This is a genomic window from Aerococcus viridans, from assembly GCF_002871935.1.
GTDB lineage: Bacteria > Bacillota > Bacilli > Lactobacillales > Aerococcaceae > Aerococcus > Aerococcus viridans_B.
This window is the reverse complement of record NZ_PNHQ01000018.1, coordinates 14517-28583: the sequence shown is the minus strand read 5'-3', so window position 1 is coordinate 28583 and position 14067 is coordinate 14517. Positions and strand designations below refer to the sequence as shown.

Sequence of the window (14067 nt, the reverse complement as noted above, 5' to 3'; positions counted from 1 at the left end):
ACAGTAACCATACTCGAGTATTATACCATAACCTAAACTTATATGCCAATTTTTTTTAGCCGTCATAAAATGATGCCAAGTATTCATAGGTCTAAGTACAAGTCGCTATTGCTAGCAACTTATACCAAGCACACTTTCTACTCTTCTAAAGCTTCGGCTTCTTCTGCTGATGCTTCCGCATTCTCAGCTAACTGGTCAGCGATTTTATTTTGATATTCTCCAATATTATAATATAAACCTAACACATTTGGTGCCGCTGCTTGCGCAGATACAGACACATTTGGTGTCGTTCCCGGGATCACAATAGACACTGCAATTTCCGGATCGTCATACGGTGCCCAACCTGCCCAAGTAGAGTTTTCTAGTGTATCAGAAACAGTGGCTGTACCAGACTTACCTGCTACCTCAATTGGGAAATTCGCAAAAATAGCATTTCCTATGCCAGTCGAAGTATGGACGACAGACCAAATACCTTCTTGCACTTCTTTAAGCATATCGTCTGAAATAGATAATTCATTTAATACTTTTGGTTCATATTCATAAACTGTTGCCCCATCAGCCGCAGTTTTTTCATCTTCCGTTGGTGCAATAATTTTATCTAGCACATGTAAGGCATAGCGAGTACCGCCATTAGCGATAGTTGAGATATACTGATTCAATTGAATTGGTGAATAAGTATCAAACTGACCAAAAGCTAAGTCAAGTGAGTTACCTGGGTCACCAGTATCTTCTCCGATTAAACCAGTTGCCTCATTTTCCAAGTCAATACCTGTCGATACGCCTAAACCAAATTCAGCATAGTAGCTACGTAATGTATTGTAGACAGCATCAGTATCTAGTCCAGATAGGTCCATATATGGTTCGTAATAGTTTACACCACCCATGGCCATTGCCAATTTAATCATGTAAGCGTTAGATGATTGCGCTAAGGCTTGTTTATCAGTTAATACCCTTGGTGCGGAATCATTTCCAGATGTAAACCACCATGAAGCTTTAACAGGTGTACCAGAGAAATACATCGGCTCATCAGTGATTTCATTGTCAGAACCAACTTCCAAGAGTCCTTCACCATAACCTGCCGCTATAGTTGCCGGTTTTACAACAGAACCAGATGGAAATACGTTCGAAATCGTTCCTAAAGCATCATCAACAATTTCACCATTATCGTCTTTCTTCTTACCAACTAAGGCTATAATAGCACCGGTATCGGGATCTGAAACAACAATATAGATAGAATTGTTGGCTTCTGTCGTGGCCGATTTTAAATATTGTGTTGCATAAGCTTCTAACTCAGCTTGATACTCAGAATCAATGGTCAACTGAACCGTATTCCCCATTTCGCCCGCATAAGTCTGTTCAGAATTTATAATTTCACCTTCTTGACTGACTTCAGTTTCATAGGTTGTTTTCGAACCGCGTAGGGCCTCTTCATATTCTTCTTCAATATATGATTCTCCAACCCTGTCATTTAAGGCATAGCCCTTAGCAAGGTAGTAGTCCCTTTGATCACTAGGAATTCCTTCTTCAGTTGAAGACACACTTCCAAGTAATGAGCGTAGCAATGAGTCTTGCGGATATGTACGTTTCCAGTCGGTAGTTACATTAACACCAGGTAGTTCTGTTGAATGTTCTGCTACAATGGCTGTTTCTTCAGTAGTTACCCCATCATTTTTAATCATGACAGTTGAAAGTGACGATGCTGCATTCATTTTAGCGAAAATAGCTGCCGCTTCTTTATCTTCATCACTCATATTATTCAAGTCATCATCAGAAACCTTACTCACTTGGATGTCATAGATTTCGTCATCTGCAGCAGATTCTTCCTCATCAGTTAAGCGTTCATTAATGACCTCTGTGTTGGCCGCTACAAAATAATCTTTTAAGTCGCGTTCTGAAACATCTTCAAAATCAACAGTGATATATTTCGCTAGGTTTTGTGCCGTCTTAGCAATGTCTTCTCCTGACGTATCTTGCCCCCGTGTATAAGAAATCGCTGGCAGTGCTTCATTAGACACCATCAACTCCCCTTTAGCATCAATAATGAGACCTCGAGGTACCGATTCCTTCACTATCCTCGTTTCTGTTGCGTTCACCAAATCAGAAAACATATCTCCTTTAACGAGTTGTAAGTAAGATAATCGTAAAATAAGTATACTGAAAAGAACAAAAATACCTATCATCATTACATTCAAACGGTTTAAAAAGGTACCCCATATGGGTGCACGTCTTTTTAGTTGATCTTGATCATCAGATCCCTCATGAGCTTGCTTTGATTGTTTATTTTGATCACCTTGATCCAACTTGTCACCTACTTTCAAATAAAACTCTTATATGCTATCAAAAACAAAATATACTTTGATGAGCATAATCATTCTTAATTATACACAAAAAATAGTCATAAGACTCGTGTAAATTATTAAGAATCCCTATATCCGCCCAAAAGTCAAAGAAGTTTCTATTTTTGTAAAATAATCTTTAAATAAGGTATGCAACTCGCCAAATATGATATGCTAAAAGCAATTCGCAAAAAGGAGTTCGTGTCATGGCACAATATATTCAATCAATTAAACACACCAGTCAGAAACACCCACTCAAAGCAGCAATGATCGGCTTGTTTCTAACAGTCTTTATCCTGATGGGACTCTTCTTTATTTTTGGTCTAAAAATTTTCCCATTCGGTAACGGTACAATCATGACCGTCGATCTAGGCCAGCAATATATCGATTTCTACCAGTATTACCGAAGTATTTTCCAAGGTAACTGGGATCAAATCTTTTATTCATTCCAAAAAGCCACTGGTGGCGAAATGGTTGGGACATGGTCTTATTATCTCATGTCTCCTTACCTTATTCTTCTGCTATTATTCCCGCAATCTTGGTTAACCTTTGCCGTCGCTTTAATTGTTTTACTGAAACTAGCAACTGCAGCATCTGCCTTTCAATTTATGCTGGGTCGATTTTATAATGAAGTAACTTGGCAATCACTAACATTTTCCTTTGCTTATGCTTTTATCGGCTACTTATCTGCCAACCAATTAAATGTCATGTGGCTAGATGGCGTCATCTTCCTCCCCTTCCTAATATGGGGATTGGAAAAGATCATGCGCGGTCAATCTGGCTGGACTTATGTAGCCTGGTTAGCACTTACGCTAATTTCAAATTACTATATTGGCTACATGATCTGTTTGTTCTTAGTGCTCTTTTTCTTCTACCGAGCAGTCGCAAACGGGCGACAAGAATTGCACGACCCAGATCAGATGACAATTTTAAATCAGCCCTTATCGCCTAGTGGTTATTATCAGACGAACTATTTTACCAATCTAAAGACATACTTAATGAAAACTTTCGGTAAGTTTGCCGGTTGGTCAATAGCTGGTGGGGGGTTAGCTGCTTTTATTCTAATGCCAACCATCTTTGCCTTATCCACAAGTAAAGGGCAACAGTCTTCACCTGAACTTGAACTCACAACTGATTATCCTTTATATGATATCGTATCAAAATTCATCCTTGGGCCTTTCAATTTTGAGCAAATGCCGGAAGGTTTACCAAATATTTTTATTGGTAGCTTAGCCTTAATCATGGCTATTCTGTATTTCTTTAATAAAAAAGTCCCCTGGCAAGAACGTCTAGCAGCTGGTAGTTTGGTAGCAGTATTATTGTTATCGATGAACATTTCAGGTCTCAACTTGATTTGGCATGGCCTACAATACCCCATTTGGTATCCTTATCGGTTTTCATTCGTCTTTTCATTCTTTTTATTATTTATAGGCTATCAGCTTTATCGACAAAAACCAATTTTATCTTTGAAAAGCGCCATTTGGATGTTGATACCATGTGCACTTGCTTGTGGCTACCTACTATATAACATTGAAGAATTTGATTATCTTTCTGTGACAACTGTTATTGTGTCATTTGTTTTATTTGTTGGTGTTACTGCCTTATTAATGATGGCTACCGACTTCGACCGCTTAATTTACATCTTATTACTCATGATTACTATAAGCGAGGTTTTCGCCAATTCTGTCATTACAGTTTCTTCTATTTCTTACCTAAAGCAAGATGATTTTGCTGATTATATTGCTGAAATCAAACCAGAAATTGCAGAATACGCACCTGGTGAAAATGAATTTTACCGGATGACTAAAACCTTCCAACGAACCAAAAACGATGCTATGCAGCTGGGTTACTATGATTTAAATCACTTTAACTCGACGATGGAACGAAATACGACGCAATTATTCAAACAATTAGGGCAACCAATGAGTGATGGTTTCACCAACTATACAACAGGTAGTCTACTCACCGATGCTTTATTTGGTGTTCAATATTATTTTGATGTTACGCCATTTGAAGACAGTCAGGGCAGTCTAAAAGACCGCGTAATGTCGACTCGGGCAGATTTGAGTACATACCCTGTAACTGAGGTAACTGACCAATTAATCATTCATAAAAACCCACATGCTTTATCACTTGCTTATATGGTCAACCAAGATATTCAATCTGTCGCTATAGAGGATGTCAATCCAGTTTACCTACAAGATGAACTATTAAATGTCTTAACTGGAAATGGTACAACTAACGGTGTTAACTTATCACAATTTGAAATTGCTAATTTTGCCAGTGTCGACCTATTCCATATAGACTCACAAGACACTTCTGTCGTCAATACGACCTATAAGAGAGATGATACTGGAGAAGATGCATTTATCGATATCCATATAAATTTCAAAACGGATCAAGCCTACTATATCACTGTCCCTTCATTCCTAAATGATGAAGAAGTCAAATATTATTTAAATGGCGAGCCTTTGGACTATGATGCATCCTATCAATCTATTCAGTTGTTTAATATCGCTAATAATGAGCAAGGTGCCGAAAAAGTCTTTACCATCCAATTGCTTGATAAGGAGACTACCCTAGCAGATGTAAACCTCTATACGTTAGACCAAGAAAAAGTGCAGACGATGGCTGACGATCTAAAAGAAAATCAATTAGTATTGACTGACTTTTCAAATGCCGCTTTCTCAGGTACTGTAACCGTAGATGACCCAAGTGAGTATTTATTGGTTACAATTCCCTATGCAAAAGGGTGGCATGCTAAAGTAAACGGTCAATCCGTTGAGACTACCCCATTGTTAAATGGCAGCTTTATGGGTATTCAATTCCCGGAAGCTGGAGAATATGAAGTATCCTTCTATTACATTCCACAAGGTTTGACATTAGGTCTTATGATCACTATTACAACTGGCCTAGTATTAGTAGGAATTTACGCCTTCGAGAAAAAGAAAAATAAAAATAGTTAGTATCAAAAGCGCCTGCTAGCAAATGTTAGCAGGCGCTTTTTTCACTATTCCAGATCTTGCAATCTAAAAAAAGGCTAGCCTAAGCTAACCTTTTCATTACCAATTGATTGGTTATTAGATTATTTTGCAGCGTCGAAACGTTTTGCAACTACATCCCAGTTTACAATATTCCAGAATGCTGCAATATAGTCTGGACGAACATTTTTATATTTCAAGTAGTAAGCATGTTCCCAAACATCAATACCTAATAATGGTGTTTGACCATCCATTAATGGAGAATCTTGGTTTGGTGTAGAAGTGATGGCTACTTCGCCGTTATCTATAACTAACCAAGCCCAACCAGATCCAAAACGACCTGTTGCTGCAGTCTTAAATGCTTCTTGGAAGTCTTTAAATGAACCAAATTTCGCATCAATTGCTTCTTTCAAAGCACCTGTAGGTTCACCCCCAGCATTTGCTGAAAATTGTTCCCAGAATAAAGTATGGTTAGCGTGTCCACCAACATTGTTACGAACAGCTGTTTTCTTGTCTTCTGGAACAGCATCAAAGTTAGATAAGATTTCTTCTGCAGATTTGTCAGCTAAATCTGTACCTTCTAATGCTGCGTTTGCGTTTGTGACATAAGTGTTATGGTGTTTGTCATGATGTAAGTGCATTGTTTCCTCATCGAAATATGGTTCTAATGCATCGTAAGCGTATGGTAATTCTGGTAATTCAAAAGCCATTTAAAATTCCTCCTATAAAACTTATCTTTATTTTCGTGATATTTTTACTATATCAAGTCGCACTATAAAATTCAAAGGAATTGACTTCAAACGCTCACTTATTTTTAAGAAAAGTTTTGTTATTTCCAATCATCTACTCATTATTTTTGCGCAAACTTTGTTATAATGAATGTTAACGCGAGAATGTTCACGCATTCTCCTAATCCACCAGCAAAGTGGGAGAATATGCGAATAGAAAAGAGCGAATATATGAAAGAAAGCAATATCCTTGTCATCTTATATGATGCCTTGTTAAATTATCCAAAAATTATCCGTGTCATTTCTTATAGTTTCAAGAAGATGTTGGTGTATGCCTTATTTATTGCGGGTATATCGGCCATCCCAAACTTTATGGATACTTTGAAAATATTTGATTTACTTGAAACAAATACCACATCTATTGTGAACCAAATGCCAGCATATCAAGTTAAAGATGGAAAAATTGTAGCAAGCGAAAACCAAAGTGCTTTTATTTTTGAAACAGACCTTATCACATATGCCTTTGATCCTAAAGATGAAATTGCAAACCAAGACTTAGCATCAAATCAAAATAATTTGGTTATAGTAGAGAATAATGCAGACAATTTAACGATATCCTTCATGGGGCAGCCGATTACGCTTACCTATGCACAATTGGGAGATAGCGCAAATAGTGACGGCGTGAAAGGGATTATTCAATCCATGACTACCCTCACTTGGGTTCACTACCCTATTATATTTATCATTGTTACTTTGACTAGTTTCTTAAATTTAGGCCTAGCAAGTTTAATGATTGCGTTAGTGATTGGGATGTTACGTGATTCAACTCGTTTAAGATTAACTTTTAAAATGCGGTTATTTTTAGCACTTGCTTCACTCACGATGCCGTTAATGGTCATCACTATTTTTAACTTGTTTGGCTTTTATGTGGTTTATCAATTAGAAATAATGTATGTTTTTGCAGTCATTCGCTTGTGGCGATTATTAAAAAAAGTTCAAGTGATCAAAATGCAAAAATAACAATGTGAAAAGAAAATGAGGCTGGGACAAAAATGTCCCAGCCTCTCTTTTCTATATAAGAACGTTTATAATTGGGTTCCAAAAGTCAGCATTGTCCGATACTTCCCAAATGTCTCCAATAATATTTCATTATTGTTCGCCTTTTTGTCCAGTACGTCAATGCTAAACGACTTTTGTCTCACCTTCATTTTTATGCTTTAAATTCGTGTAAATCTAAAAATCCACTTGGTTGTCTTCTTTATTTTTGCGACGTTGGTCACGACGTTTTTTGCGTTGGTCGGCCATGCGTTTTTCTTTATGATGTTTAGAAATTTGACGACTCAATTTTTTCTTATAACCTGGTTTTACTTTACGACGCTTATTACGTTCAATCATACCCACTACAGTATGATCAACTTCAGGTGCTTTTTGACGTGCAGCCCGGGCATCATGGTCCTTGCCATCAACCAATTGATGGTCTTTCATATCTTTATTTTCAAAGACAATGCCTTTATTTTCTAACCATTCGATATCTTTTAATTCATCTGGTACATAAAAAGTAATTGCAGTACCTGGTTTGCCTTGACGACCAGTACGCCCAACACGGTGAATAAAGAATTCTAATTCATTAGGCACTTCATAATTGATGACATGAGATACACCATCAATATCAATTCCACGAGCAGCTAAATCAGTTGCAACGACATATTGGAAGTCTAAATTTTGCACTTGTTTCATTATGCGACGACGTTCACGTGATGGTAAATCACCATGAATTTGGCCAACATTTAAACCTTGTGCCTTCAAATACTTATACAATTCTTGTACTGTTTCTTTTGTATTCGCAAAGATTAATGCTAAATACGGTTGACCAATTGTTAACGCATCAAATAGCAAAGCTTTACGGTCACGACCTTTAACAGGTACCAAGTAGTTGTCAATCGTATCCGAAATTTTATGGCGTGCTTCAATCGTCACCCATTCAGGATTGGTTAAGTATTTTCTCAAGAATGGTTTCAACTTGTCTGGAATAGTTGCTGAGAAGACATACATATTCAATGATTTCGGCATACGACCTGCGATTTGATCGACTTCATTTAAGAAACCTAAATCAAGCGTCATATCCGCTTCATCAACGACAAAATCCGTCACTTGGTGGACAGAAATCAATTGATGATTTACAAGGTCTAACAGACGTCCTGGCGTCGCCACAACGACTTGTGGTACCGTATTTTCTAAGCGATTAGCTTGTTTGATCGTATCAGTCCCACCAAAAGCACGCTCAATACGTAAATCTTCATCCGAAAAGGATAAAATTTGGCGGCCTGCTTGGTATAATTGCTCTGCTAATTCACGACTAGGCGCTGTAATAACCAATTGGGTATGATTTTCAGCAGTAATCTTATTGAGTAAAGGTAATAAGAATGCGTGTGTTTTTCCTGATCCTGTTTGACTTTGGGCAATAACATCTCGACCAGATTGGATCACTGGTATAACTGCTTTTTGAATTGGAGATGGATCGTGGAAATTTAAATCTGCAAGCGCGTCTTGGATAAATGGTTTGAAATTAAATTGTGTAAAAGACATGATCTCCCACCTTTCTCTGCTTGCCAACTTAGGCAAGTACGGTTCTTTTTGCTCATCCGTACTATTGTATCATTATACGAGTTAAATCTAAAATAATAGATGTATTAAAAAATACTAAGAATACTCAGTACTAAATCTTGTCTAATTGATGAAAGTTCGTATATAATTGATAATGAACTATGAAAGGATGTAGCATAATGACTAATAAACAAGTTGGTGGGCTTATCGTTATGTTTGGCGCTGCTGGAGATTTAGCACGCCGTAAACTATACCCATCTTTATTCCGCTTATATCAGCGCCAATTACTCTCTGAAAACTTCGCCTTACTAGGAAACTCTAGACGAGAATGGACTGATGATTATTTTCGTGATATCGTCCTAGAATCAATTGCTGACCAAGAAGCAGATGAAGAAACAGTCAATAACTTTATTAAACATTTCTTCTATACTTCTCATGATGCTACAAAAGCTGGCGATTATGAGAATTTAAAAGCTGAAATGTCTAAATTAAGAAATGAATTTAGTACCGGCGAGAAAAATTTATATTACCTATCAACTTCACCAGCCCTATTCCCTGATATTACACAAGGTTTGAAGGATGCTGGAATTGTCACTGACGGTGGTACACACCGCGTTATCTTAGAAAAACCGTTCGGGACAGATCTTTCTTCCGCAAAAGAATTAAACGATGCTTTAGCGATTTCTTTCGATGAAAAAGATATCTATCGAATTGACCACTATTTAGGTAAAGAAATGGTACAAAATATTTTAGCTACCCGTTTCTTTAATCCTGTAATTGAATCTTTATTGAACCAAGAGTTTGTGTCTAATATCCAAATTACGCTAGCAGAAGATATGCCTATTGGTAGCCGTGGTGGTTACTACGACAAGTCTGGTGCTATTCGTGATATGTTACAAAACCATATTCTTCAAGTCGCTACTTTATTAGGGATGGAACTGCCTGCATCACCAAGCCAAGATGATGTTCATACAAGTAAATTAGCCTTTTTGAAAGAAATTAACTCTTTCACAGAGGATCAAACTGCTAAGCAAATGGTGCGCGCCCAATATCTAGCTAGTGAAGATGGTGAATTTATCAACTATCTAGCAGAAAATGAAGTAGCTGAAGATTCTGTAACGGAAACTTATTTGGCTGGTTATTTCCAAGTAAATAACGATCGTTGGGGCCAGGTACCCTTCTACTTTAAAACTGGTAAAGCCTTAGATGATAAACGGACAACTGTTGAGATTGTATTAAAAGATGATGTTGATAAAACAGACATTGACAGAGGTTGCAATCCAAACCAAAGTCGTATCACTTTTAATATCCAACCAGAAACTGGGTTAGCCTTCAATTTAAATCAAAAGCTACCTGGTGAAGAATTACTGCCTACTATGGTGACGATTCACTCAAATGTAGATGAGTTAAACGCCGCTTACGTACCAGATGCCTATGAAAAATTAATTTATGATGCCTTAATCGGTGACCAAACAAACTTCTCAACTTGGGAAGAATTGGCCGAACAATGGCGTATCGTAGATTCAATCATTGAAAACTGGCAAAAAGATGGCAGTACAAGTTTACCTACTTATGTTGGTAAGACTCGTGGTCCTAAAGAAGCCGATGAATTATTACGACAAAACGGACATGTTTGGGTAAAATAAGGTCAATATGAATAAAACCAAGAACTAAGATATTCAATCGCAGTTCTTGGTTTTTTTGTTGAGAAAACTCTTAGCTTTCAGAGTAAGTGTATTCTGGTACAGCAATTTCACCCGCGATAATTGCTGACTTAACTTCCTCAATTTGTGCCCAATCTTCATCGGATAAGTTACCTTGCGTTAGTGACACACCGTTATTTTCCAAGCCGTAAGCTAAACTTTCGCCAGCAGGAAAACCATTGTCTCTTGTTTCTTCAGCCAAGGCAATAATCGCAGCCCCAGTATCTTTAAGGGTTGAAGCTAGCGTAAAGTTACCACCTGACCATTCCCCTTCTTCACTTTGGTCGCGGTCTACACCAATAAGCCATAATTGCTTATTGGGATCAGCTTCTAACCGGTTACGTGTTTCAGTAAATACCCCATTACCAGAACCACCAGAAGCTGTATAAATCACATCTACATTATTGGTAAACATGGCATTCGCAATTTGCTGCCCTTTAGAAGCATCGCTAAATGATTCTGTATATTGACTTTCAACTGCAATATTTTCATCAATATAAGCAACACCCGCTTTAAAACCTGTTTCAAAACGATCAATTACAGGTATTCTGGTACCGCCAATAAAACCTACCCGGTCGGTTTCAGTATTTAAAGCAGCTGCAACACCTGCTAAAAAGGCAGATTCCTGGTCCTTAAAGGCAATGGAAACAGCGTTATCTAAGTCTACTTCACCGTCAATCAAGGCATAGTTTTGATCAGGATTTTGTGGTGCGACTTCATTTAAAGCTTCGGCTGTTGTATAACCCAAACCTACGATAATATCATATTCATCCGCTACAGCTACATTCAGATTAGGAATCAATTCTGATTGGTCAGGAGACTCATAATACTGGACCTTAGCCCCTGTATCAGCCTGCCATTTCTGTAATCCTTCCCAAGCAGACTGGTTAAATGAACGGTCATCAATGCCCCCTTCATTGGTTACCATACCAATAGATAAGGCCGATTCATCTGATACTTGACTAGATTGGTCACTAGATGTAGCACTTGTTTCTGCATTTGCTTCTGTACCAGCGTTTTGACCTTGGCATGCTACTAGTAGTAATGAAGCACTAGAAATTAAAATAGATTTAAGTAATAAACGCATGAATTGATTTTCCTCCCAATGAAAAACTTTAATATTCGTTTTTTCACTATGATGTTTTCTTTACTTCATTACAATAGCACAGTTTTAGACCTAATTCCACACAATTATAATTAAAGTAACTAATAAAGTTCGTCATTAAATACTTGAATCTAGTAAAAGCATATAAAATCCTAGGTTTTATCTTCAAAATCACGAACAAAAAAAGACCACCTCCTGAATACCTTACAGGTGGTAGTCTGAAACTGAATATAATCATTTAGCTATTAGTCATAAAAGTGGTCGCGACGATATTGCATTGCAACTTCACCTAACTGAGCTAATAATGCATCTTTCTCTTCTGAAGAATACACATTAGCACCAGAAGCTTTCTCGTGTCCTCCCCCATCATATTGGCTAGCGATATGGTTAATTGCTGGGCCTTTAGAACGGATACGACACCGTACTTTACCGTCTGGTTGTTCGATAAAGGTTACCCAGGTAATAACACCTTCAATAGTCCCAGGGATTTGAACAATTTGATAAGTTTCATTAGCTGTTAAGTCTAGTGACTGTAATAAATCTTGGGAAATATAAACTGAATTCACAGTACCTTGCGCCGAAAGCTTCATATTTTGTAGAACATAAGCTTGTAGACGGGCTTGCGAAATCGTTTGTGTATTGGACTCTTGCATTAATTCAGATGCTGGGAAATCATAATCCAACAAAGCACCGGCAATTTGCATAGTGTCACGAGTAGTATTGTCATATAAAAAACGACCAGTATCCCCAACAATACCTAGAAAGAAGCATTTAGCAGCTTCATTATTCATTTGTAGTGCATTATCTTCACGCAACACGATAGATGCCCATAGCTCTGAGGTAGATGAAATACTTGGCTCAACAATCATAAAGTCTCCGTATGGGTCCTCATTTGGATGGTGGTCCACTTTAATCAGTGTAGCACCCCTTTTATACCGTTGGTCATCAATTCTTGGTCGATTAGCAGCATCATTCACGATCACAAGGGCATTTTTATATAAATCATCTGAAATATCATCCATGTCCCCAAATTCCGCTAATGAGTCATCATCTTGACCAACTGCATAGACCGCTTTATGAGGGTATGTCTCTTCCAAGACAGCTTTCAACCCCATTTGCGAACCTAATGCATCTGGATCTGGGCGAACGTGACGATGAATAATGATAATATCGTGTGCCTCAATTGCAGCTAATATTTTATCTAACATATTGACCTCTTTCTAAGACCTAAAAATTTTTCTGTCATTAAATTATACCCTTGTTTAGTAAATTCGTCATTAATTTGTCAGAGTTTTTACACTTGCCAAAGCTTTTGTCATCACTTGTTTACCATGATAAACGGTAATATCAATTTCCATTGATCGTCTAGAGACATCTAGGAATTCTAACACAATATCGATAGTAGATTGTAAGGGGACTAATTTTAAATAATAGACACTTACCTTATCCACAACGATTGATTTCCCCTGTAGCTTCTTAACAAACTGCTTTACCGATAGTTGGATAATACTATCCTGTAAGGCATTAGATAAGGCCCCAAAATCGTCTGTTAATGACACATCACTTAAGAATCGGTAACGCGCTTTTGTCATATCCTCGTTTTGCGCAACAAACTTTAATTTATCAGCTAATAGCATCTCAATACGATTTTCGCTTTGTTCTGTTTGCTGGGTATACTGTAATGTTCGCAAGACATCTTGTCTAGATAAGATCCCTTTTAAATAATCCTCTTCATCCACTACAGGTAGAATTTCTAAGCCATCCCAAATCATCATATGTGTAATTGAAGCCACACTCATTGGCTTCTTAGCAGATATAGGTGTTGGTGTCATTGCCTTAGCCAAATGAGTCTCTGGTGAAAAATCTAAGATATCTTTGGCAGTCAAAATCCCGGCTAACTTACCATCTCGCTCGCAGATTGGAAAACGCGTATGACCAGAATTTTCTGACAATTTCCGGTAGGCAGTAATCGTATCATCTATATATAAAAACTGTGTCTGTTCAAGCGGGATATAAATATCTTCAACCAATAAAATATCTTTCTGCATGGACCGCTCAATCATAGCTTTGTTAATCAAAGTTGCAGTTGCATAGGTATCAAAAGAAACACCTAGTAAAGGGACTTCTCGATCATTAGCCAAATCAACAATCGCCTCTGAAGGTTTAAAACCACCAGAAATAAGTACTGCAACATCATTTTCCAAAGCAATTCTTTGAATTTCTTCACGGTTTCCAACGATAATAAGAGAATCGGGTTCAATATAACGCCGCATACCATCTGCTTCCATTGCCCCTATAATGAATTTTCGCACCTGACGATTGAGTCCTGAAGCACCACCAAGTACCTGACAATCTGTAACATTGATCATTTCCTCGATCGTTAAATGATGCATACGCCGGTTTTCATTCTCTTCAATTCGGATAGTACCCACCCGCTCTCTCGTCGCGACTAAATGTAAATGTTCTGCTGATTTAATCGCACGATAAGCAGTTCCCTCTGACACCTTTAGATTGCGTGCGATAGTTCTAACCGAAATTTTGGTATCGATGGGGAGATTTTTAATATACTGGATAATTTGTTCATGTTTAGTTGCCATTGCTTATACTCCT

The 14067-nt window shown here is 37.6% G+C and carries 9 protein-coding genes; 3 read left to right on the top strand and 6 right to left on the bottom strand.

The genetic code is table 11. The features are described from left to right. Positions 1–137: 137 nt before the first annotated feature. A complete protein-coding gene (locus CJ191_RS07345; RefSeq protein ID WP_257994153.1) occupies positions 138–2300 on the bottom strand; it encodes a peptidoglycan D,D-transpeptidase FtsI family protein in 2163 nt (720 codons plus the stop codon). A 242-nt stretch (positions 2301–2542) separates the two neighbouring features. On the opposite strand from CJ191_RS07345, the gene CJ191_RS07340 reads away from it, so the two are divergent. Further along, on the top strand, positions 2543–5302 hold the full coding sequence (locus tag CJ191_RS07340; RefSeq protein ID WP_102199408.1) for a YfhO family protein: 2760 nt from the start codon (positions 2543–2545) through the stop codon (positions 5300–5302). A gap of 119 nt (positions 5303–5421) precedes the next feature. Here the strand turns inward: CJ191_RS07340 and CJ191_RS07335 are convergent, their stop codons facing one another. Continuing rightward, complete coding sequence (locus CJ191_RS07335; protein ID WP_070467505.1) at positions 5422–6027, bottom strand: superoxide dismutase; 606 nt, start codon at positions 6025–6027, stop codon at positions 5422–5424. A gap of 249 nt (positions 6028–6276) precedes the next feature. Here CJ191_RS07335 and CJ191_RS07330 point away from each other — a divergent pair, with 249 nt between their 5' ends. Further along, positions 6277–7065, top strand: a complete 789-nt coding sequence (locus CJ191_RS07330) for a DUF1189 family protein (protein ID WP_070467508.1) — start codon at positions 6277–6279, stop codon at positions 7063–7065. 213 nt (positions 7066–7278) lie between these two features. On the opposite strand, the gene CJ191_RS07325 is transcribed toward CJ191_RS07330, so the two are convergent. After that, positions 7279–8631 carry a DEAD/DEAH box helicase gene (locus CJ191_RS07325; RefSeq protein WP_070467509.1) on the bottom strand — a complete coding sequence of 451 codons (1353 nt, stop codon included), beginning with the start codon at positions 8629–8631 and terminating at the stop codon, positions 7279–7281. Positions 8632–8828: 197 nt separating this feature from the next. Here CJ191_RS07325 and zwf point away from each other — a divergent pair, with 197 nt between their 5' ends. Continuing rightward, entirely contained in the window at positions 8829–10295 is a 1467-nt protein-coding gene (gene zwf, locus CJ191_RS07320) for a glucose-6-phosphate dehydrogenase (RefSeq protein ID WP_070467511.1), read from the top strand. 70 nt (positions 10296–10365) lie between these two features. On the opposite strand, the gene CJ191_RS07315 is transcribed toward zwf, so the two are convergent. The 3 genes from CJ191_RS07315 to CJ191_RS07305 all read right to left on the bottom strand — a co-directional run bounded on the left by CJ191_RS07315 (position 10366) and on the right by CJ191_RS07305 (position 14054). Further along, positions 10366–11439, bottom strand: a complete 1074-nt coding sequence (locus CJ191_RS07315; protein WP_070467513.1) for a BMP family lipoprotein — start codon at positions 11437–11439, stop codon at positions 10366–10368. 263 nt (positions 11440–11702) lie between these two features. Further along, entirely contained in the window at positions 11703–12665 is a 963-nt protein-coding gene (locus CJ191_RS07310) for a DHH family phosphoesterase (protein ID WP_070467514.1), read from the bottom strand. Positions 12666–12734: 69 nt separating this feature from the next. Then, positions 12735–14054: a DRTGG domain-containing protein gene (locus CJ191_RS07305; RefSeq protein WP_102199407.1), complete on the bottom strand. Its 1320-nt coding sequence runs from the start codon at positions 14052–14054 to the stop codon at positions 12735–12737. Positions 14055–14067 lie beyond the last annotated feature (13 nt).

Excerpts from the sequence above, each read along its gene's own strand:
- CJ191_RS07330 (WP_070467508.1), top strand. The coding sequence starts at position 6,277 with ATGAAAGAAAGCAATATCCTTGTCATCTTATATGATGCCTTGTTAAAT.
- CJ191_RS07305 (WP_102199407.1), bottom strand. The coding sequence starts at position 14,054 with ATGGCAACTAAACATGAACAAATTATCCAGTATATTAAAAATCTCCCC.
- CJ191_RS07315 (WP_070467513.1), bottom strand. The coding sequence starts at position 11,439 with ATGCGTTTATTACTTAAATCTATTTTAATTTCTAGTGCTTCATTACTA.
- CJ191_RS07325 (WP_070467509.1), bottom strand. The coding sequence starts at position 8,631 with ATGTCTTTTACACAATTTAATTTCAAACCATTTATCCAAGACGCGCTT.
- CJ191_RS07310 (WP_070467514.1), bottom strand. The coding sequence starts at position 12,665 with ATGTTAGATAAAATATTAGCTGCAATTGAGGCACACGATATTATCATT.
- CJ191_RS07340 (WP_102199408.1), top strand. The coding sequence starts at position 2,543 with ATGGCACAATATATTCAATCAATTAAACACACCAGTCAGAAACACCCA.
- CJ191_RS07335 (WP_070467505.1), bottom strand. The coding sequence starts at position 6,027 with ATGGCTTTTGAATTACCAGAATTACCATACGCTTACGATGCATTAGAA.
- zwf (WP_070467511.1), top strand. The coding sequence starts at position 8,829 with ATGACTAATAAACAAGTTGGTGGGCTTATCGTTATGTTTGGCGCTGCT.